Source organism: Planctomycetota bacterium, from assembly GCA_033763975.1.
GTDB lineage: Bacteria > Planctomycetota > Phycisphaerae > Phycisphaerales > UBA1924 > RI-211.
In genome coordinates, this window is record JANRJM010000012.1 from 95,621 (window position 1) to 116,897 (window position 21,277).

The following is a 21,277-nucleotide window of genomic DNA, read 5'->3' on the forward strand; positions in this document are numbered from 1 at the left end:
CCCCCGGCCGATCCCCGGCACGCCCCCGCGATGACGGCGCGATCACCCCCTGCGCACGCGGCACAGCCCGGACGCGCGGCGCTCCTCGCCCCGGCGCACGCCCGATACACGCGTCCCGGCCTTCGCCCGGCTCGCGCTACCCTCTCCGGCCATGACGGAGCCCCCCGCGCCCACGCCCCACTCAGCCACCGACCGACCCCCCCACTTCATCGACGGGATCATCGCCGCCGACAACGCCGCCCGCGCCTGGGGCGCCCACGCCGACGGCACGCCCAAGGTCCACACCCGCTTTCCCCCCGAGCCCAACGGGTATCTCCACATGGGGCACGCCAAGAGCATCTGCCTCAACTTCGGGCTCGCGCAGAAGTACCGGGGGCACTTCAACCTCCGCTTCGACGACACGAACCCCGCCAAGGAAGAGGTCGAGTACGTCCGCAGCATCCAGGACGACGTCCGCTGGCTCACGTCCGCGTTCGACGCGGGCTCGTACGACGCGGGCCCGCACGCCGGCGGGCTCTTCTTCGCCAGCGACTACTTCGAGCGGATGTACGAGCACGCCGTCGAACTCATCCGCGCGGGCAAGGCCTACGTCTGCGAGCTCTCGGCCGAGGAGGTCAGCAAGCGCCGGGGCTCGGTGGGCGTGCCCGCGACCAGCCCGTTCCGCGATCGCCCCGCCGAGGAGAGCCTGCGTCTGTTCGCCGAGATGCGTGCCGGCACGCACCCCGACGGGAGCATGACCCTCCGTGCGAAGATCGACCTCGCGAGCCCGAACTTCAACCTGCGCGACCCGGTGATGTACCGCATCCTGCACGAGCACCACCACAACACGGGCGACGCCTGGTGCATCTACCCCATGTACGACTGGGCGCACGGGCTGGAGGACTCGATCGAGGGCATCACGCACTCCATCTGCACGCTGGAGTTCGAGGATCACCGCCCGCTGTACGACTGGTACATCGACTCGATCAACGCGGCCCGGGCCGCCCGCGGCGCTCCGCCCATCCACCACGCCCAGCAGATCGAGTTCGCCAAGCTGCGCCCCACGTACACGATCCTGAGCAAGCGCAACCTGCTGAAGCTGGTGCAGGACAACGTGGTGGAAGGCTGGGACGACCCGCGCATGCCGACGATCGCGGGCCTGCGCCGGCGGGGCATCCCGGCGCGAGCGATCCGCGACTTCTGCGAGGACGTGGGCGTCACCAAGGTCGAGAGCTTCATCGACATCGGGCGGCTCGAGAACGCCGTGCGCGACCACCTGAACCGCACCGCGCCGCGCGCCATGGCCGTGCTGCGTCCGCTGCGCCTCACGATCGAGAACTGGCCCGCCGGGCACGTCGAGCACATGGACTACGTGGTGAACCCCGAGGACGACGCGCGGGGCGTGCCGAGCGCCAAGCGCCGGGTCCCGTTCTCGGGCGAGTTGTACATCGAGCGTGACGACTTCATGGAGACGCCCGCGAAGAAGTTCTTCCGCCTCGCGCCCGGGCAGGAAGTCCGCCTGCGCTGGGGGTACTTCGTCACGTGCACGGGCGTGGAGAAGAACGCCGCGGGCGAGGTCACCGGCGTGCGCTGCACCTACGACCCCGCGACCCGCGGCGGGGACGCCCCCCCGGGGCCCGACGGGCAGCCCTCCCGCAAGGTGAAGGGCACGATCCACTGGGTGTCGGCGGCACACGCCGTGCCCGCCACCGTCCGCCTGTTCGACCGCCTCTTCACCGCCGAGCACCCGGGCGAGCGGACCGGCAACCACGCCGACGACCTGAACCCGCACTCGCTCGAGACCGTGCGGGCCTACGTCGACCCGGCGCTCGCCGCCGCCGCACCGGGTGACACGTTCCAGTTCGAGCGTCTGGGCTACTTCTGCGTCGACCGCACGTCGGCGTCCGGGGCCCTGGTCTTCAACCGCACGGTCACGCTCAAGGACAGTTGGGCAAAGGCCGGGGCCAAGGACTGACGAACCCCGCCCGCCCGGCGTGTTGGAACTGCGCAAAGCCCGTGAATTGTCCTTGCCACCGGCGCATCCGCCCTCACGTTCTTCTTGAACCAAGGAGACACTCCATGCGCACCGTTGTCGCCGCGTTGCTGCTCGCCGCTCCCGCCCACGCCGCCGTCCTCGTCGACTACGGCACCGTGCCCGGCTCCACCGGCCTCACCATCGCCGGCACGGCCGACCAGTTCGGCGGGTTCGCCGCGTTCCAGCCCTTCACCGTCACCGACCCGCAGGGCTGGATCATCGACACCGTCACCCTCTTCGGCGGGCGCGACTCCGACCCCGCCAACCAGGGCGCTTCGCTCGCGTTCTACGCCGAACTCGCGCCGTCCACGCCCGACTTCGCGAACCCCATCGGCACGCGCACCGCGTTCTTCCAGAACTCGCAGTCGCTGAGCACCATCCCGTTCATCAACGTCACCCTTCCCCAGGGGCGGTACTACTTCGGCTTCGCCCCCAACAGCCCCGGCTACCTCGGCGCGTGGTACGCCTCGCAGATGTCCGACCCCGCCAACCGCGCCGTCACCCGGCGCCTCACCGCGGGCACCTACATCGTGCAGAACCAGACCATGACCATGCGCATCGACGGCGTCGTCGCCCCCGCTCCGGGCGCCTCGCTCGCGCTGCTCGCGGGCACGCTCGCGTATGCTCGGCGCCGGCGCGTCTGACCGGCGGCACTGGACTCCGCTGCACTGGATTCCGCGGCAGTGGACTCCACGGCATTGGCCTCCCTGCCGCCGCCTCCGCCCGCGCCGATCGGAGCCCGCATGCGACTTTCCCGCCTCGCGATCGTCGGCGTTGTCCTCGTGCTCTCGGGGATCGCGCTCGCCCACGACTTCTGGATCCGCCCCGGCGCGTTCCGCGTGGGTGTCGGTGAGCGAGTCGACGTGCGCCTCTTTGTCGGCATGGAGATGAAGGGCGATCCCCGGCCCTTCGCCGCCGCACGCGTCAAGTCGTTCACCGTCATCGGCCTGTCGTCTGGCCCGCCGTCTGGCGGCCCGCCCGCGCCGATCGCCGCCCCCGAGGGCGAAGACCCCGCGGGCTCGTTCGTACCAAAGTCGCCCGGCCTGCACGTCATCGCGTACGAGGGGCACGACGCGTTCATCACGCTCGAAGCGCCCAAGTTCCACGAGTACCTCCGCGAGGAAGGGCTCGAGCACGTGATCGACGAGCGCACCAAGGCCGGGGAAGCCGAAGCGCCCGCCCGCGAGGCGTACTCGCGCCACGCCAAGAGCCTGGTCGTCGTCGGGGACGTCACGCACGGCCCGTGGGACGCCCGCCGCCTGCCCGCGTTCGAGATCATGCCGCTGGCCAATCCCGCCGCCCTGCGCCCGGGACAGTCCCTCGGCGTCCGCGTGCTGCGCGACGACGCGCCGCTGGCGCACGCGAAGGTCGTGCTGCGTCGCGAGGCCGATCCGACCAACCCCGTCTCTTCCCGCACCGATGCGAAGGGCGTTGCGACGCTGCCGATCGTTCACCCCGGCGTGTACATGCTGACCTGCGTCTCGATGCAGCGGAGCACCCCGCGTGCAGCGGGCGGCGCCGATCAGCCCGCCGCGCCCGGCGTCGACTGGGTCAGCCGGTGGGCGTCGCTCACGTTCGAGGTGGCGCCCGCGCCCGAAGCAGCCACGCCTGCACCCGCACCCGCGCCGACACCGTCACCAGGGCCCGCGCCCGGCGCGAAGTAGCCCTCTCCTACACTCCGCTCGCATGTCACTCATCGTCACCGGCACCATCGGCATCGACACCGTGTACACCCCCAACGGGCACGCCGAACGCGTGCTCGGGGGCTCGGGCACGTACTTCTGCGCCGCGGCGAGCTTCTACTCGCCCGTCCGCCTCGTCGCCGCCGTCGGCGACGACTTCCCGCCCGACTTCATGGGCGCGCTCGGGCACTTCCGGGGCGTCGACCTCGCCGGGCTCGAGGTCCGCCGGGGCAGCAGGACGTTCGCGTGGGGGGGCAAGTACCACCCCGACATGAACGGGCGCGACACGCTCTTCACCGAGCTGGGCGTGCTCGCCGAGCACCCGCCCGCGGTGCCGGGCGCCTTCCGCGATTCGCGCTTCGTGTTCCTCGCGAACACGCACCCGACCGTGCAGGCCGGCATGCTCGAGCAGCTCCCCAGCCGCGTGCTCACCGTCGCCGACACCATGGACCTGTGGATCCACACCGCCAAGGCCGACCTGCTCTCGCTGCTCGCCCGCGTGGACGGCCTGGTGCTGAACTTCGACGAGGCCGAGCTGCTCACCGGCAAGAAAAACACCGTGACGGCCGGGCGCCAGATCCTCGCCCTGGGCCCGCGCTTCGTCGTCATCAAGAAGGGCGAGCACGGCGCGCTCCTCGTGCACCGCGACGGCGTCGCCGCCCTCCCCGCCTTCCCCACCGAGCACGTCGTCGACCCCACCGGCTGCGGCGACACCTTCGCCGGCGGGCTCATGGGCTCCCTCGCCGCCGCCGGACAAACCAACGCGTCCTTCGATGTCATCCGGCGCGCGCTCGTGCACGGCACGGTCATCGCGAGCTTCACCATCGAGGCCTTCAGCCTCGACCGCCTCCGCAACCTCACCCGCGCCGAGATCGACGCCCGCGCCGAGCAGTACGCCGCCATGGTCCGCGTGTAGCCCGCTCGGGCAGCCCGCTCGGGCAGCCCGCTCGGGTAGCCCGCCACTCCGTGGCGGGCCTTCAGGCCATCCCGCCACCTACGCCGGCAGCGCGAACCGCGCGCACAGGCCCGCGACCTCGGTCCGCACGTGCGCCGCCTCGCGCTCCAAGGTCTCGCCCTGCACGCCCGCCGCCAGCACGCGGTCGATCCACCCCGCGATCTGCACCATCTCCGCCTCGCCCAGCCCGCGCGTCGTCACCGCCGGCGTGCCCAGGCGCACCCCGCTCGTCACCCGCGGCGGCCTGGGATCATCCGGGATCCCGTTCTTGTTGCAGATGATCCCCGCCCGCTCCAGCCACGCCTCCGCGTCCGCCCCCGTCAGCCGCTCGTCCCGCGCCCGCAGGTCCACCAGCATCAGGTGGTTGTCCGTCCCGCCCGTCGTGCAGCGGAACCCCTTCTCGCGCAGCGCACCCGCCAGCGCCCGCGCGTTCGAAACCACCCGCCCCGCGTACGTCCGGAACTCCGGCCTCAGGCACTCCCCGAACGCCACCGCCTTCGCCGCGATCACGTGCATCAGCGGCCCGCCCTGCGCGCCCGGGAACACCGCCTTGTCGATCTTCTTCGCGATCTCCTCGTCGTTGCACACGATCAGCCCGCCCCGCGGCCCGCGCAGCGTCTTGTGCGTCGTCGTCGTCACCACGTGCGCGTGCGGGAACGGGCTCGGGTGCTGCCCGCCCACGATCAGCCCCGCGATGTGCGCCACGTCCGCCATCAGCAGCGCCCCGCACTCGTCCGCGATCGCCCGGAACTTCGCAAAATCAATCACCCGCGGGTACGCCGAATAGCCGCACAGCAGCATCTTCGGCTTCGCCTCCAGGCACACCTTCCGCACCGCGTCGTAGTCGATGCGCTCAAACTCCGGGTAGTCCTTCGCGTAGTGCAGCGGGTAGTGGACGGGCCTGAAGAACCGCCCGCTGAAGTTGATCTTCATCCCGTGCGAGAGATGCCCGCCGTCCTTCAGCACCAGGCTCGCGAACGTGTCGCCCGGCTCCATCAGCGCCTGCATCACCGCCTGGTTCGCCTGCGCCCCGCTGTGCGGCTGCACGTTCGCGAACTTCGCCCCGAACATCGCGCACGCGCGCTCGCGCGCCAGGCTCTCGATCCGGTCGTGGAACTCGCACCCGCCGTAGTACCGCGCCCCCGGGTACCCCTCGGCGTACTTGTTCGTCAGGCACGTCCCCATCGCGTGCATCACCGGCCCCGAGACGTGGTTCTCGCTCGCGATGAGCTCGATCGTCGTCGCCTGACGGTTCGCCTCGCGCGCGATCAGCGCGCCCACCTCCGGGTCGCGGGTTTCGAGCAGCGCCAGCACGGCATCGGTGATCGGGTCGGTAGCCATCGGCCAAGCGTATCGGCCCGCACGCCCCGCCGCCGTGAGAGCCCCGGCTACACCTTCGACAGCAGCCACGCAAACTGCCCATCCACCGTCAGCACGGTCGTCATCGCCAGCAACCCCGCCACGTTCGCCGCGACCCAGACCCGCACGGGCGATTCCAGCTTCCACCCGCGCGCCAGCGCCCACCACCACCACACGCCCAGCCACCCCGCCCCGAGCAGCAGGTAGCAGTATCCCCAGTGGTAGAGCGGCAGGAACCCGCGCCACCCCGTCGTTACGAGCGGCGTTGCAAACCCGTTCCCGATCAGCCACAGGCTCAACGCGCGCAGCGTCGGGCCCAGCAGCATCATCGGGAGCATCCACGCCAGCGAATACACCCCCGCCCGCGCGACATGCGCGCCGCGCACCTTCGCTCGCGCGCGCGTGTGGGGCAGCACCAGCATCATGACCACCAGCACCACGCTCATCGCCAGCAAGGGCAGGTACGCCTGCCCGAACGTCGTCCGCTTCCACGCCGGCACGAATGTCGCGAGCCACGTGTTTCGTCCCGGCGTCCAACTCACCGCCATGGACCCCACCGGCGCCATCCAGCCGCTCAGGCTCTCCCCGTTCGTGACCAGCCACCCCCACCCATGCTGCCACCAGAGGACCACAGCCCACGCCGCCCCGTGCGCCGCCCACGCGGCGCACACCACCAGCACCACCCACGCCAGCATCCGCCACGCCCGGGGCTCGTGCTCCATTCGCACCCGCGACCAGAACACCCACGGACGCACCGCCCACCACCACGTCCGCCACGCAGCGGCCAATACGCCCACGCGCTGGGCGTGCTCGACGAACCTCGGCAGGACACGCCGGTCGGCCCGGAGCAGGTCCGCCCACGCCACCGCGAGCCCGCACTCCCAGCAGCGCCCCGCCAGCGGGCACGCCTCGCCCCACTTCCCGACCTCCGCCGAAAGGTCGTAGCCGCAGCGCGGACACGTAGGCAACGCGTCGTCCACGACGCGAGCATACCGACGCCCCACGAGGGGAGTTTCACTCGGCACACCAACGACACGCCGACACGGCTGTTCCCGGCGGCCTCGCGCTCGTCATCGCGGCGGTCCGATGCCGCCGTCCCCGCCCTCCCCGTCCGCAGCCGCCCGTCACGGCGCCATGAGCCCTCGCGCCAGTTCCTTCGCCTGCCCGGGGTGCGGTATCATCACAAAAAGTGATCGATTCTGTGATTCCGATTGCTTTGATTCATGACACAGCGATGTCGATACTTGATCGACCTGCACGAGATACTTGGGTGCCGCACGAAAGGACCACGCCGATGACGACCGCCGCCAACCCGTTCGGAGCCCGCACGACGCTGAACGTCGCGGGGAAGACGTACACGTACTACGACCTGCACGCCCTGGCGCGCCAGAAGATCGGGCACGTGGAGAAGCTGCCCTACTCGATCAAGGTGATGCTCGAGGCGATGCTGCGCCACGTGGACGGGTTCATCGTGACGGACGACGACGTGGTGGGGCTGGCGAACTGGAACGCGAAGAGCCCGGCGAAGGACGAGATCCCGTTCATGCCCGGGCGCGTGGTGCTGCAGGACTTCACCGGCGTGCCGTGCGTGGTGGACCTGGCCGCGATGCGCGACGCGATGCGGGCGCTGGGGGGCGATCCGAGGCTGATCAACCCGCTGGTCAAGTGCGACCTGGTGATCGACCACAGCGTGCAGGTGGACGCGTACGCGTCGACGACGGCCCTGACGATCAACGCGGAGCGGGAGTTCGAGCGGAACACGGAGCGGTACGTGTTCCTGAAGTGGGGGCAGCAGAGCCTGAACAACTTCACCTGCGTGCCCCCGGCGACGGGGATCGTGCACCAGGTGAACCTGGAGTATCTCGCGACGGGCGTGCTGGTGCGGCACGACGCGCGCGGGGCGAGCGCCGACGCGCCGGTGGCGTACCCCGACTCGTGCGTGGGGACCGACAGCCACACCACGATGATCAACGGGCTGGGCGTGGTCGGCTGGGGCGTGGGCGGGATCGAGGCCGAGGCGGTGATGCTGGGCCAGCCGATCTACATGCTGACGCCCGAGGTGGTGGGGTTCCGGCTGAAGGGGCGCCTGCCCGAGGGCGCGACGGCTACGGACCTGGTGCTGACGGTGACGGAGCTGCTGCGGACGAAGGGCGTGGTGGACAAGTTCGTGGAGTTCTTCGGCGAGGGGCTCGCGAGCATGAGCGTGCCCGACCGCGCGACGATCGCGAACATGGCGCCCGAGTACGGGGCGACGATGGGGTTCTTCCCGGTTGACCGGGCGACGCTCGACTACATGCGCTTCACGGGGCGCGACGAGCAGACCGTGGCGCTCGTCGAGGCGTACTGCAAGGCGCAGGGCCTCTTCTGGACGCCCGAGTCGCCCGAGCCGGAGTTCACGGACGTGCTCGAGCTCGACCTCTCGACGGTGCAGCCGAGCCTGGCCGGGCCCCGCCGGCCCCAGGACCGCGTGCAGCTCACCCAGATGAAGAGCACGTGGCTGAAGGAGTTGACGGACGTCTTCGGCAAGCCCACGTCGGCGGAGCTGACGAACCAGGACCGCTGGTCGGACGAGGGGGGCGAGTCGGGGCGGGTGAAGCAGGCCGGGATGACGATGCCCGCGGCGGACATGCCCTCGCCCACCGAGCCCGTGGCGGCGTCGACGGCCGGCGCGCCCGCGGGCGGGCTCACGGGGTCGGGCGGGGTGGTCGTGAAGGCCGGCGCGGGCACGCCGGTGCACCTGAACGGGCGCACGTTCCGGCTGTTCCACGGCGATGTCGTGATCGCGGCGATCACCAGTTGCACGAACACGAGCAACCCGGACGTGATGATCGCGGCGGGGCTGGTGGCGCGCAAGGCGCGCGAGCACGGGCTGTCGCGCCGCCCGTGGGTCAAGACCAGCCTCGCGCCGGGCAGCAAGGTGGTGACGGAGTATTACAACGCGGCCGGGCTGACGGCGGACCTGGAGGCGCTGGGCTTCCACACGGTGGGCTACGGGTGCACGACGTGCATCGGGAACTCCGGCCCGCTGCCCGAGTCGATCGACGCGGCGATCAAGGCCGACGACCTGGTGGTGGCGTCGGTGCTGAGCGGGAACCGCAACTTCGAGGGGCGGGTGCACCCGAGCGTGCGCGCGAACTACCTGGCGAGCCCGCCCCTGGTGGTGGCGTACGCGATCGCGGGGACGGTGAACATCGATCTCGTGAACGAGCCGCTGGGCCTGGGCAAGGGGGGCGAGCCGGTGTACCTGCGCGACATCTGGCCGACGCACGCGGAGGTGCAGGCGGTGAAGGCGAAGGCGGTGACGCCCGCGCAGTTCCGCGAGCAGTACGCGAACGTCTTCACGGGGAACCCGACGTGGAACGCGGTGCCGGTGAGCACGAGCGAGCTGTACCCCTGGAACAGCGCGAGCACGTACATCCAGCACCCGCCGTACTTCGAGGGGATGTCGGAGCGTCCGACCGCGCCGGGGTCGGTGCGCGGGGCGCGGGTGCTCGCGTTCCTGGGCGACAGCGTGACGACCGATCACATCTCGCCGGCGGGCGACATCGCCGAGCAGAGCCCGGCGGGCGAGTACCTCAAGAGCCTGGGCGTGCCCAAGCGCGACTTCAACAGCTACGGCAGCCGCCGCGGGAACGACCGCGTGATGACGCGGGGCACCTTCGCGAACGTGCGGGTGAAGAACAAGCTGGCGGCCGACCCGGCGACGGGAAAGATCCGCGAGGGCGGGTGGACGAAGGACATGAGCGCCGCCGGCGCCGGGAAGATCGACTTCATCTACAACGCGGCGATGCGCTACAAGGCGGAGAACACGCCCCTCATCGTGCTCGCGGGGAAGGACTACGGCATGGGCTCGTCGCGCGACTGGGCGGCGAAGGGGACGCTGCTGCTGGGATGCCGCGCCGTGATCGCCGAGAGCTTCGAGCGGATCCACCGCAGCAACCTGGTGGGGATGGGCGTGCTGCCCCTGTGCTTCATGCCCGGGCAGAACGCGGCGGGCCTGGGGCTGACGGGCGAGGAGACGTTCGACATCGACGTGCCGGTGAGCGCGGAGGGGCTGATCGAGCCGCGCTGCGAGGTGCGGGTGACGGCGACAAAGCCCGGCGGCGTACGGACGCCCTTCACGGTGCGCTGCCGCATCGACACGCCCGTGGAGGCGGAGTACTACAAGAACGGGGGCGTGCTGCACACGGTGCTGCGCCGGCTGCTGCACGAGAGCCGCCACGCGGCCGGGGTGTAAGTTGGCCGCCGACGCACGGCCCGAGCACGCGCGCCCCGGCGCGGGGGTGGACGCGCACCAGGCCGACGCCGCGCTCGCCCGCGTGTGGGTCGACATCCCTGTCGCCTGGGGCGAGATGGACGCGCTCGGGCACGTCAACAACGTCGTGTTCTTTCGGTACATGGAGACCGCCCGCATCGAGTACATCCGGCGCCTGGGCGACTGGGCCCGCGACGGACGCCCGCCGGGGTTCATCCTGCAATCGGCGTCGATCCGGTTCCGCAGGCCCGTCGTGTTCCCCGACACACTGCGCGTGACCGCCCGCGCGGTGGAGGTGGCCGCCGACCGCTTCACGCTCTCCCACGCCATGGTGAGCAGCGCGAGCGGCGAGGTCGTCGCCATCGGCCAGGGCGTCGTCGTGTCGTACGACTACGCCCTCGGCACCAAGGTCCCGCTGTCGGACACGCTGCGCCGGGCGATCAACGCGACCGACGGGGTCACTTCGCGGGCGGGGGCTTCGGGATGAACGCGATGCGCCGGTTCGTGTAATCGGTGACGATCGTGAAGCGCCGCAGCAGGTCGGCGCCGATGTTGCCGTCCTTGGTCGCGTTGGCGAACGTGCCCTTGGCCTCGACCGCGAACATCGCGTCGACGTTCTCGGTGCGCACGCCCCCGAGCTCGAACCAGGCGACGCGCCCGCGCTTGGCGGCGACGAACCCGCCCACGCCGCCGAGGCGGGCGTCGGTGACCTCGCGCCCGTCGAGCAGCGACCACTTCTCGACGGCGGGCTGGTGGAATGTGACGGCGCTGTTCGCGCCGGTATCGAGGCGGAAGAGCCCCTCGCGTCCTTCGAAGCGGGCGCGCACCGCGGGCACGCGGTCATTGAGGACCAGGTCGGTCCAGGCGGGGGGCGGGGCGTCGCCCGCGCGCGACGCGAGTTCGAAGGCGTCGGGCGCGTGCAGCGCGATGCGGGGCGCACCGATGTCGATCTCGGCGACGCAGCGCGAGAGCAGCCCGTAGCCGATGACGCCGGCGATCTCGTCGCCCAGGTGCTGCTTCAGGAACGCGAGGTCGGCGAGCATCACGGGGTGATCGGTGAGCGTGACCGGGCCGAGCGCGATGGTGGACGCGCGGAAGACGGGCGAGGCATTCGCGTCGCCCCCGACGCCGACGGCGTCGACCTGGCCGGCGCGCCGGAGATCGAGCGACTCCGCGACGCTCTTGGCGATGACGCAGACCCCAGCGCCGGTGTCGAAGATGAACCAGCCGGGCGCGCGCCCGTTCACCATCGGGCGGACCAGCAGGTGCCCGGTGGGCGTGCGCTTCACTTCCAGGGCCGACGGCGCGCTGGGGTCGAACGCAACGCCGCCGGGCGCGAGCGGGTCCGTGGGCGAGGCGGCCGGGGCCTGCGATGCGGTAGGGCGCTCGGGCTGCGCACCGGGCTGCGCAAGGCCGGTCGAGGCGAAGAGGAACCCGGTGAGGACGAGAACGCGTGCAGCACGACGAGGTGTGGTCATGCAATCGATGTACGCACGATCGCGTCCCGTGTTACCGGGCGGGTCGGCGGGCGCTCCGGCAGCTCGGCGCGCGTGTGCCGTGGCGGCGTGATCGCGCGGGGTGATGTTGCGTGTGCGCGGGCCTGGCGGCGCACGCGGCATGCGCGGCGCCGTCGGGCCCGCCGACGCCGCGGGCCGCACGCTTTGGTGGACGCGATCGCACCGCGTGTCAGGCTCGGGGGGCCAGACAATCCGCGGAGCCCGGCGCCCGGTGTTGCGGCGTGCCGGAAATCCCGCTCGAGAGAGGGAGAGACACATGCGTCTTGCAGCTATCGGTGCGCTCGCGGGGCTTGCGGCCCTCGCGGGCATCGCGAACGCCGGCGTGGAAGTCTTGGGCTCGGGCGGCGCGGGGTGGGTGGCGTTCCCCGGCGCGCTCAATCAGTACGACAACGCGTCGCGCCCGTATTGGGATCAGCGGAGCAAGGACGGGGGCACACGCAACATCGGAAACTATCTGCACGGCTCGTACACGCTCCCGCTGCCCGCCGGCGCCGGCGCGTCGCCGAACATCACGCCCATGTGGTGGAGCCACGCGGGGGCCGAGCCGCTGGTGCTCGGCGGGCAGGCGTCGAACGCGGACCTCGACATCGGCTTTCGCAGCACGACGCCCGATCCCGTTGATTCGACGCTGCTGCTCGAGGTCGCCGGCCTCGCCGCGTACAACGAGATCGGCTGGTACGACCTTTCGGACGCGGCGGGCGAGGAAGTGCTCCACCCGATCTACGCCGGCGGCGCCGGCCCGCTGACGGCGACGTCGTTCGTGCCGAGCGAGACGTGGGGCCTGTACCTGCGGAGCTTCAAGGACTATCCGGGCGCGGGGCAGGGGCTGCTGTTCTTCTCGCAGGCGGATCGCAACCGCGCGAACGGGCCCGCGGCGCTCGCGGCCGACGACCGGCGCGTGCAGCACTTCGCGATCTTCGCGAGCGGGGGCGCGCCGGGGGCCGAGCGGTACACCATCGGCGTCGAGGACCTGCCCCTGCGCTCCACGGGCATCGAGCAGTTCGGCGATTACAACGACGTCGTGCTGACGATCACGTCGGTGCCCGCGCCGGGCGCGGCGGCCCTTCTGGCGCTCGGAGGGCTGGCGATCGCACGCCGTCGACGCTCGTGAACGAACCGTTGATGTCTTCCTCTTGATCGACGCCCTCGGCACTCCGGCCGGGGGCGTTGTTCATCCGGGCTAGATCCCGCCCGCGCCCTGCATCGCCTCCAGCATGCGGAGGAGCGGCACCGCGAGCGACCCGGCGACGAGCAGCACCACCAGCACGCCCGTCCACAGCAGGATGTGGAGCAGCGCGGGTCCCAGCCCGCGCGAATCGATCCGCACATGTGCCAGGACGGCGGTGCCGAAGAGAAGCAGCGCGACGGGCGCGGCGATGACCAACCCGGGGATGGCCGCGCCGGGCGCCGAGCCCGCCAGCCAGCGCGAAAAGTCCAGGATTCCCACCGTGAGGCGCGGGAGCGCCACGCCGAAGTCGACGAAGTGCTCGCGAGCGGCGGGCGCGAGGATGAGCAGCACGAGCAGCACGACCGCCCAGGCACCCGCGGAGGCAATGACGAGCGCGAGCGGCGCCGGCGATGGCGCCTCGCAGACTTGGGGCGTGGCCATCGAGGAATGATACCCGCCCGGGCGTGCCCGTCGTGTCGCCCCGGTCGTTCCGCGTGCCCCGTGCCCGCCAACGATGGGCCATGCTCGCACCCACGCTCGCGCAGTTCATGACGGTGCAGGACATCCTGCCGATCCTGCAGTCGCTCTCGTCGCTCGCGATCGCGGCGGGGTTCCTGGTGTCCGCGTACCAGTTCCGCACCGCGCGCCGGGCGCAGTCGGTCGCGAACTTCTCGAAACTGGTCGAACTGCAGATGCAACTGCGGCGCATGCGCGTGGAAGACCCGACGCTGGCGCGCGTCTATCGCCACGACATGGAGGGCCTCACCACCCCCGAGGAAGTGCGCGAGTACTTCTTCAACCTCATGCAGCTCTCGGTGTACGAGATCGTGTGGTACAACCATCGCCAGGGGCAGATCCCCGACGATTACTACCGCAGTTGGGAGCGCCGGGTGCGCGAGATCGCCGCCGAGCCGAGCTTCCGGCGCATGATCACCAGCCCCGCCATGAAGATCATGCACGACGAGTTCCAGGCGTACATCATCGGGCTGGTGCGCGAGACACCCAGCGCGGCCGCCGTCGGGCGGGCTCGGGCCTGACGGTCGCTGTGCGAACGCCGTTCGCCCGGTCCGTCACCCGACCGTCGCGACCAGGCATTCCAGCCGCGCGTCGTCGGCGGCGCACGCGGTGGTCTCTGCGCTCACGCCCGCGGGCACGACGAACGTCTGTCCGACCGCGACGTCCGTCGGCGCGTACGCGCCGTCCTCGTGGTAGAGCGAGCCCGCGCCCGCCAGCACCATGACGACCGCGCACCGCCCGTCGGGCTCGAGGGGGCGCTCCTGCCCGCTCCCGAGCGACAGGTGGCGCACGCGGAAGAAGTCGGTCCGCAGCGTCGGCCCGAACCCGTCGCCGGCGGATCGCAGCACCATCTCCGGAGGCGGCGGGGCGAGGTCGACGCACGCGAGGCACTGGTCGATGTGCAGTTCACGCCCGCTGCGCCCCCAGTCGTACAGCCGGAACGTCGTGTCGCTGGGGGTCTGCACTTCCGCGACGAGCACGCCCGCGCCCAGCGCGTGCACCGTGCCGCTGGGCAGGTTGTGGATCTCGCCGGGCTTCGCCGGGCAGGCGCGCAGCGCCTCCACCACCGTCCCGTCTCGCACCCGGGCCGCGAGCGACTCGCGCGTTTCGCCGGGCCGGAGGCCCTTGTACAGCACGCTGCCCGGGGCGGCGTCGAGGATGTACCAGCACTCGGTCTTGAGGTGCGCCCCGGGATGGGCGGCGGCGTACGCCGGGCTGGGGTGCACCTGGATGCTGAGATTCTCGCGCGCATCAAGGAACTTCACGAGCAGCGGGAAGCCCCCCGAGCCCGTCGGGCGCGCCGCCCCCAGCAGCCCGGCGCCCCACGTGCGCACCGCGTCGCCGAGCGTCTTGCCCGCGAGCGCGCCGTTCACGACGACGGATCGCTGCGCGCCGCCCCCGGCGCCGCTGGCCGAGGTCGCGTCCAGGTCCGCCGCTTCCCAACTCTCGCCGATCGTGGCCCCGGCGGGGCAGTCCTTGCCGAAGCGCGCAAGACGATCTCCGCCCCAGACCTTGTGCATGAGGATCGGGCGGCACTGGAGCGGGTACGGGCTGGTCATCGGCGTCCCCGACGCGTGCCTAGACGGTGCGCCCCTCGGCGAACATCCCGCTGATGCGCGCATCGAACGCGACGCGATCGCCGACGATGCCCTGCACGTCGGAGATGAAGCGGCGTCGCTGCGCCCGCACTTCCTTGCACAGGACGTAGAAGTCATCGCCCGGGACCACCGCGGACCGGAACGCCGCGTCCTCGATCCGCAGGAAGAAGACCAGCCCGGGCCCGGTCTTGCGAACGACGTACATGTAGCACGAGAGCTGGGCGGCGGTCTCGACCATCAGCACGCCCGGGAATACCGCCTTGCCGGGGAAGTGCCCCGGCACCCAGAACTCGTCGTGCCGGATCTTCTTGTACGCGACGCCCTCGGTCATGTCGGGGCTCATCCACACCACGCGATCGAGCATCGCCATGACCCCGCGGTGCGGGTTCGCCTTGGCGATGGCGTCACGATCGGCGTAGGTCGCGCCGAGGTCGATCCCGCTGATGTCGATCAGCAGCGACTTGGGCGCCGGCTCGACATCGCCGACCGCGCCGGGTTCGGGATTACTGGGCAGACTGGCCGGCATCGCGCAACTCCAGGATCTTCTCGCGGACTTCCTGGGCAGTGGTCTTGACGTCCTGCATGAGCTGACGCGCCCGGGTGCCGGCGGCCTTGTTCCCGCCCTCGGCCTTCTTCACGTCCTCTTCAGCTTCCAGCACGATTTTCTTGAGGCGCTCGAATGCGTCCACGCTTGCGACCCCTTCCCCGGATTGCCCGGCTTCCCCCCTCCCAACCGGGCTGATTCTGTGGGGCCATGCCCCCGGAAGCAAGCGACAGCCTTAAGTCTTTTCTTCACAATCACTTCATTGCCTGCGGCAGGCACCGCCCGATGATCTCCATCGCGGCGCGGAGGTAGCGGGGGTTGCCCTCCCGCTCCGAGAGCGCCGGGGCGCACGCCGCCGCGAGCACGCGCCGCACGAGCGCGAGGTCGCCGTACGAATCATCCGCGGGCAGGCCCCGCTCGCGACGCAGCCGCGCCAGCGTGGGCACGGGCTTGATGCCCAGCACCTTTTCGTGCCCCCAGAACTGGCGCTCCAGGTAGAGCGCGTCCTCGACCCAGTGTCCGGCGTGGACAAGGGCCAGATCCACGAGCACGCACGGGCACCCGCCGTCGGGCCCCGGGCGGCGCAGCGCGTTGCCGGGGTGGAGGTCGCCGTGACACCAGGCGTTGATGGGGCGTGATTCCCAGCGCCGGCGAAGCACGGGCAAGGCCCGCTGCACACGCCGCACTTCATCGTTCCACTTCTGGGCGTCGGACACCCCGCCGGTGCGACAGAGCGCGCGCGACCGCTCGAGCAGGCGCTCCCAATCGGGGGAAGGCGGCGCCGGGCCGAGCGGAGCCGCGTGGATCGCGGCGGCCTGAAAGTCCGCCGCCGCCCGCAGCAGGTCCAGCGCCGCCTGCTCGCACATCCGGTCGTTGCTGAGGGCCGGGCCCGCGAGGCGCTCGAGCACGAGCCACGCCAGGTCGTACCCGCCCAGCGCGGTGCCCGCCGCAACGACCCGGGGCGTCGGACGCCCGTGGGCCCAGCGATCACCCCACCGCGACGGATCGATCTCGCCCAGCGCCACGGTCCAGCGGTGCTCCACCGGCGTCACCGGCAGCTTCACCACGACCTCGAGCGACTCGCCCGAGTCGGCCCGCCAGGTGGTGAACCCAGTGGCCGCCCCGCCGCGCTGATGGTGCGAGTGGAACCAATCGACATGCCCGAGCCGTCCGCCGCAGCACTCGCGGAGCACGCCCTCCAGCGATTGCGCGAGATCCGGCGTTGCACCCGCGAACGAACGCGGCTGAACATCAGACATCGTGATCAGCGTACCCCTTCGGCCCTCGGTCCGGAACCGTGCGAACAGCCTACGAACCGACTCCGCGGGCCGGGTGCCGCACGCTCTATCGGCGGGCACGCACGCGGGCCCCCGCGAAACTCGGCGGATCCGACGCTCCGACCCGCCATCCGGGGCTCACGAGCACCCTCGAACGGCGTACGGCGTCATGGGCAATAGCCCGCCCGAACGCCGGGCGGCCGGGGGGTGTGCTGTATACTCGCGCCGAGCCGGAGGTCTGTGCATGACTCGCGTTGCGTGGTGCGCCGCAGGTGCGTGGCTGCTGGGAGCCGCGGCGGGGGCGGCGCAGCCGGACCGGACGGCGGGCCTCGACGAAGCGCTGCGGTCCGTGTCGCCGGGCATGACGACCCCGAATCGCTGGGCGCTGCTCATCGGCATCGATCAGTATCGCGACGCGCGGATCCAGCGCCTGGACGCGTGCGTGCGCGACGTGACCGCCATGCGCGACGCGCTCATCCACCCCGGCATCGGGATGTTCCCCGCCCCGAACGTCACCACGCTCACCAACGAGCAGGCGACCCGGGCGGCGGTGATCAAGGCCCTGCGGGACCTGACGTCCCGGATCGGCCCGCAGGATCTGGTCATCGTGTTCTACTCCGGGCACGGGATGGTCGAAGCGTCCGAGCAGTTCGGGGCGGCGGCGGCGGCCTCGCCGGCCCAGGCGACGCTGGGCTACTGGGTCACGTACGACACCGAAGTCGACAACCTCGAGGGCACCGCGCTGTCGGCGCTGGACGTCAACAACCGGCTGCAGAACATCCGCACGTCGCGTCTCATCGCGATCGTCGACGCGTGCCACGCCGCCGCCACCGCCGAGGCCGCCAAGGTCAAGTCCGCCTTCTCCCTCGCCGAGCTGCTGCCCACCTTCAACGGGAACGGGCGCGTCCGCTTCGCCAGTTGCCTGGAGTCGGAGCAGTCGCTCACCATCAACGAGGGCGAGGGCAAGGGGCACAGCGTCTTCGCGTGGTCGCTCATCGAAGGGCTGCGCGGCGCGGCGGCGGGCGAGGACGGCGTGCTCACGGTCGACGAGTGGTGGGCGTACGTCTCGCGACGGGCCCCCGACATCGCGCGCCGGCTGAACAGCGTGCAGACGCCCACGCGCCAGGGCGAGAGCACCGGCGACTTCCTCGTCGCGATCGACCAGAACCGACTGCTGGAGGTGCACGGGCGCCACGTGGCGGCGGTGACGGTGACGCAGGAGCGCGTCGCGACGATCACGCAGCTCGCGATCGACGGGACGATCTCGGTCGAACTCGCGGTGGAAGCGCGCGAACTGCTGCAGGCCGATCCGGAGTCACTCGACCCCGTGCGCCGGGCGCGTCGGAAGGTCTTCCAGGACCTCGCGGACACGGTGAAGGGGAAGGCCGCCGAGCGCGGGTCGCGCTCGCTCGCGCCGGATTTCGTGAAAGGCGCGCTGGCCGAGCACCCGCTGCGTCGTGCGGGCGACGAGGCACGCCCGATCCCCGCGAACCCGACGGAGTGGCTGGCGCGCGAGGCCGAGACCGATCCCTGGGCGGCGGCGATCCTCGGGGCGCTGCTCCAGGACCCGCCCAAGAACTGGGTCCGCTACGCCGACGAACGCACCTTCGTGCGGATGTGCCGCCCCGACGAGCGCGGACGCCGCGTGCTGAACGAGATCAAGAGTCTGTGGCACACGAACACCGTGGTGCGCGACAACGCCCGCGCCTTGGAGTACTTCCGTCGGGCCGCGGACGGGGGCATCGGGTGCGCGGCGGTCGAACTGGCGGACATGTCGCGCACCGGCCTGGGCACCCTCCCCGACGACGCGGAGAGCCTCCGATGGACTCGCCGCGCGGTGGAACTCGGCAGCGGCATGGGGATGCTGCGCCTGGGACAGCGCCACGCGGAAGGTCGGGGCGTACCCCGCGATCCGGCGGCGGCGATGGAGTGGTACCGCAAGGCCGCCGACGCCGGTGATCCCGGCGGCATGCTCGAACTGGGCTGGGCCCTGGAGACCGGCAGCCACGGGCGACAGGACGCGGCGGAGGCGTTCGCGTGGTACCAGCGAGGAGCGGCCCTGGACGACGGCGGGTGCACATACCGGGCCGCGCTCTGCCTGCTCAACGGAGTCGGCACGCCCCGCAACGCCGAACAGGCGGTGGTCGCGCTCCGCAAGGCCGCCGACCTGGGCGCGGAAGAGGCGATCGTCGAACTGGCCAAGTGCTACGAGTCGGGCGTGGGCGTGTCGAAGAGCCTGCTCGAATCGCGCCGCCTCTACCGGGTGGCGGCTGAAAAGGGGAGCACGAATCCGGAGTGCCTGCGCCACGCGGCGGTCAGCCTGCTGAACGGCACGCGGGCGGCGGAGGACGACCGGCAGATGCTCGAGTGGTTCCGCGCCGCCGCTCGTTCCGATGCCGAGGCCTCCAACTGGCTCGGGCGCTGCCACGAGGAAGGCTGGGGCGTTGCGAAGGACGACGCGGAGGCGTTCACGCACTTCGAGACCGCCGCCAAGCGCGGGCTCGCGGTGGGCATGTACAACGTCGCGACCTTCTACGCGGGCGGACGCGGGGTCCGCAGGAACGAGGCGCAGGCGTTCGAGTGGTACCGCCGGGCCGCCGACGCCGGGTACGCCCAGGCGTCCACCGAGGTCGGACGCCGGTACCACTACGGCGTGGGCACGGAACGCAGCGAACGCGAGGCGCTGGCGTACTTCACGCGGGCGGCGGGCACCGGCGACGCGGCGGCCATCGAATGGCTCGGGGTCTACCACCAGAACGGCTACGCCGGGCTCACCAAGGACGGCGCGGAGGCGGTCCGCCACTACGAGCGCGCCTTCGCCGCGGGGCGCCACGACTGCGCCAACAGCATCGGCGTGGTGTACTTCGACGGCAAGGGCGTGCCCGTGAACGCCGCCAAGGGCGTCGAGTGGTTCGCGAAGGCCGACGAGCACAACGTGCCCATGGGGTCGCGCAACCTGGGCTGGGCGTACCAGACCGGACTGGGAACCACGAAAGACCTCGCGAAGGCCCGGACGTTGTACGAAAAGGCCGTCCGCCTCGGGAGCTCCAGCGCCATGGTCCTGCTCGCGAAGATGCACCGCGCCGGCACGGGCGGGCCCCGCAACAGCGCCGAGGCAACCCGCCTCTTCACGCTCGCCGCCGAACAGGGCGAGAGCGAGGCGATGCTCATGCTGGGCATCGACGCGCACGACCAGAAGCAGCACCCGGCGGCGGCAACATGGTTCCGCAAGAGCGCCGACGCCGGCGACAACCTCGCGATGAACTGGATGGGGCACTACTTCGAGAACGGCTACGGCGTCACGAAGGACCTCGCCGAGGCGCTCGTCTGGTACAAGAAAGCCGCCGAACTCGGCAACGAGGTCGCGATGTGGAACCTCGCGCTCTGCTACGACGAGGGGAAGGGGACGACGAAGGACCCCGCCGAAGCGCTCCGCTGGTTCCGCGAGTCCGCCCGCAAGGGCAACCAGTCCGCGCGCGACCTGCTAACCAACCGCAAACTCACGTGGTAGTCGTGGCGGGGTCCGGCCCGCGCGCGCGGTCCCAGACGCGGAGCGTCTCGAACTGCTCGATCCGCAGCGACTCGGCGCGAGCCTCGGCAGAGATCCCCGCCGGAAACGGGCGGTCGCGTCCGAGGATCGCGCCCAGTTGCTTGCGGCGCTGCTCGAACAGGCGCTGGGCGAAATCGACCAGCGCCCGCGGGTCGGGCACGCGCTGCTCGGCTCGCCGCACGACCTGCACCATGGCGCTCATCACGTCGGGCCGGGGCCAGAAGCACTCCGGGGGGAGTTTGGCGAGCAATCGCACCTCTCCCACCGCCTGCGCGAGCACGCTGATCGGCCCGTACTCGCGTCCGCCGGGCCCGGCCGCCAGCCTGCGGGCGACTTCGAGCTGCACCGTCACGAACACCCCGCGGCATCGGGGCACGTCCGCGAGCAGGATGGTCATCACCGGCGTGCCGGCGCCGTAGGGGAGGTTCGCGACGAGCGTGAAGGGCGCGTCGCCCAGCGCGCCGAGCAGCGCGGGGTTGAGCGCGTGCTTGCCATCAAGGCAGTCGCCCTCGACGAGCGTGAAGTTGGGATCGTGCCCCAGGCGTTCGCGGAGCAGGGCGGCCAAGCCACGGTCGATCTCGCACGCCACGACGCGCGCCCGGCGCGCGAGCAGCAGTTCCGTCAGCGTGCCGGTGCCCGGCCCGATCTCGAGGACCAGGTCGCCGGGCCCCACGCCCGAGGCGTCCACGAGCTTGCGGATGAGGTTGTGGTCGAGCAGGAAGTTCTGCCCGAACGAGTGACGCGGCGAAAGCCCGCGTGCTTCGAGCATCTCGCGGATCTGGGTGAGCGTCTGCATGGGTCGGGCCGCGGAAACCCTCAGGGTAGCGCCGGCGACCGCCCGC

The 21,277-nt window shown here is 71.4% G+C and carries 18 protein-coding genes; 9 read left to right on the top strand and 9 right to left on the bottom strand.

Translation table 11 applies throughout. From position 1 onward, the window contains the following. The first annotated feature begins 151 nt into the window (after positions 1-151). The 4 genes from SFY69_07045 to SFY69_07060 all read left to right on the top strand — a co-directional run bounded on the left by SFY69_07045 (position 152) and on the right by SFY69_07060 (position 4,612). Positions 152-1,954 carry a glutamine--tRNA ligase/YqeY domain fusion protein gene (locus tag SFY69_07045; protein MDX2131790.1) on the top strand — a complete coding sequence of 601 codons (1,803 nt, stop codon included), beginning with the start codon at positions 152-154 and terminating at the stop codon, positions 1,952-1,954. A gap of 104 nt (positions 1,955-2,058) precedes the next feature. After that, the gene (locus tag SFY69_07050; GenBank protein MDX2131791.1) at positions 2,059-2,658 is read left to right on the top strand and encodes a hypothetical protein; all 600 of its coding nucleotides are present in this window, start codon (positions 2,059-2,061) and stop codon (positions 2,656-2,658) included. A 99-nt stretch (positions 2,659-2,757) separates the two neighbouring features. After that, positions 2,758-3,678, top strand: coding sequence for a DUF4198 domain-containing protein (locus SFY69_07055; protein MDX2131792.1), 921 nt, complete (start codon positions 2,758-2,760; stop codon positions 3,676-3,678). Between the two features lie 22 nt (positions 3,679-3,700). Further along, positions 3,701-4,612, top strand: a complete 912-nt coding sequence (locus tag SFY69_07060) for a PfkB family carbohydrate kinase (protein MDX2131793.1) — start codon at positions 3,701-3,703, stop codon at positions 4,610-4,612. 78 nt (positions 4,613-4,690) lie between these two features. Here SFY69_07060 and glyA read toward each other — a convergent pair whose 3' ends face one another. Both glyA and SFY69_07070 read right to left on the bottom strand, forming a co-directional pair. Next, a complete protein-coding gene (gene glyA, locus SFY69_07065) occupies positions 4,691-5,992 on the bottom strand; it encodes a serine hydroxymethyltransferase (GenBank protein MDX2131794.1) in 1,302 nt (433 codons plus the stop codon). A gap of 47 nt (positions 5,993-6,039) precedes the next feature. After that, on the bottom strand, positions 6,040-6,990 hold the full coding sequence (locus tag SFY69_07070; GenBank protein ID MDX2131795.1) for a hypothetical protein: 951 nt from the start codon (positions 6,988-6,990) through the stop codon (positions 6,040-6,042). Positions 6,991-7,304: 314 nt separating this feature from the next. Between SFY69_07070 and SFY69_07075 the strand changes: the two genes are divergently transcribed. Both SFY69_07075 and SFY69_07080 read left to right on the top strand, forming a co-directional pair. Continuing rightward, positions 7,305-10,247: an aconitate hydratase gene (locus SFY69_07075; protein MDX2131796.1), complete on the top strand. Its 2,943-nt coding sequence runs from the start codon at positions 7,305-7,307 to the stop codon at positions 10,245-10,247. Between the two features lies 1 nt (position 10,248). Next, on the top strand, positions 10,249-10,752 hold the full coding sequence (locus SFY69_07080) for a thioesterase family protein (protein MDX2131797.1): 504 nt from the start codon (positions 10,249-10,251) through the stop codon (positions 10,750-10,752). Here the strand turns inward: SFY69_07080 and SFY69_07085 are convergent. Next, the gene (locus SFY69_07085; GenBank protein MDX2131798.1) at positions 10,724-11,743 is read right to left on the bottom strand and encodes a retropepsin-like aspartic protease; all 1,020 of its coding nucleotides are present in this window, start codon (positions 11,741-11,743) and stop codon (positions 10,724-10,726) included. The two genes, SFY69_07080 and SFY69_07085, sit on opposite strands and share 29 nt — an antisense overlap. Before the next feature lie 295 nt (positions 11,744-12,038). Between SFY69_07085 and SFY69_07090 the strand changes: the two genes are divergently transcribed. Next, positions 12,039-12,893, top strand: a complete 855-nt coding sequence (locus tag SFY69_07090) for a hypothetical protein (protein MDX2131799.1) — start codon at positions 12,039-12,041, stop codon at positions 12,891-12,893. Between the two features lie 69 nt (positions 12,894-12,962). On the opposite strand, the gene SFY69_07095 is transcribed toward SFY69_07090, so the two are convergent. Further along, positions 12,963-13,391 carry a hypothetical protein gene (locus SFY69_07095; protein ID MDX2131800.1) on the bottom strand — a complete coding sequence of 143 codons (429 nt, stop codon included), beginning with the start codon at positions 13,389-13,391 and terminating at the stop codon, positions 12,963-12,965. 80 nt (positions 13,392-13,471) lie between these two features. On the opposite strand from SFY69_07095, the gene SFY69_07100 reads away from it, so the two are divergent. After that, positions 13,472-13,987 (top strand): DUF6082 family protein, encoded by a 516-nt coding sequence (locus SFY69_07100; protein MDX2131801.1) that lies wholly within the window; start codon positions 13,472-13,474, stop codon positions 13,985-13,987. 33 nt (positions 13,988-14,020) lie between these two features. Here SFY69_07100 and SFY69_07105 read toward each other — a convergent pair whose 3' ends face one another. From SFY69_07105 to SFY69_07120, 4 genes are all read right to left on the bottom strand, one after another. Beyond that, positions 14,021-15,025 carry a type I phosphomannose isomerase catalytic subunit gene (locus SFY69_07105; GenBank protein ID MDX2131802.1) on the bottom strand — a complete coding sequence of 335 codons (1,005 nt, stop codon included), beginning with the start codon at positions 15,023-15,025 and terminating at the stop codon, positions 14,021-14,023. A gap of 19 nt (positions 15,026-15,044) precedes the next feature. Then, positions 15,045-15,590, bottom strand: a complete 546-nt coding sequence (locus SFY69_07110) for a beta-hydroxyacyl-ACP dehydratase (GenBank protein ID MDX2131803.1) — start codon at positions 15,588-15,590, stop codon at positions 15,045-15,047. Beyond that, positions 15,568-15,753 (bottom strand): histone H1, encoded by a 186-nt coding sequence (locus SFY69_07115; GenBank protein ID MDX2131804.1) that lies wholly within the window; start codon positions 15,751-15,753, stop codon positions 15,568-15,570. The genes SFY69_07110 and SFY69_07115 overlap by 23 nt, the downstream gene beginning before the upstream one ends. 109 nt (positions 15,754-15,862) lie before the next feature. Beyond that, positions 15,863-16,867 carry a phosphotransferase gene (locus tag SFY69_07120; protein ID MDX2131805.1) on the bottom strand — a complete coding sequence of 335 codons (1,005 nt, stop codon included), beginning with the start codon at positions 16,865-16,867 and terminating at the stop codon, positions 15,863-15,865. Positions 16,868-17,129: 262 nt separating this feature from the next. Here SFY69_07120 and SFY69_07125 point away from each other — a divergent pair, with 262 nt between their 5' ends. Next, positions 17,130-20,396: a caspase family protein gene (locus SFY69_07125; protein MDX2131806.1), complete on the top strand. Its 3,267-nt coding sequence runs from the start codon at positions 17,130-17,132 to the stop codon at positions 20,394-20,396. Here SFY69_07125 and rsmA read toward each other — a convergent pair. Next, positions 20,386-21,231 (bottom strand): 16S rRNA (adenine(1518)-N(6)/adenine(1519)-N(6))-dimethyltransferase RsmA, encoded by an 846-nt coding sequence (gene rsmA, locus SFY69_07130; protein MDX2131807.1) that lies wholly within the window; start codon positions 21,229-21,231, stop codon positions 20,386-20,388. The genes SFY69_07125 and rsmA overlap by 11 nt on opposite strands. Positions 21,232-21,277: the final 46 nt, after the last annotated feature.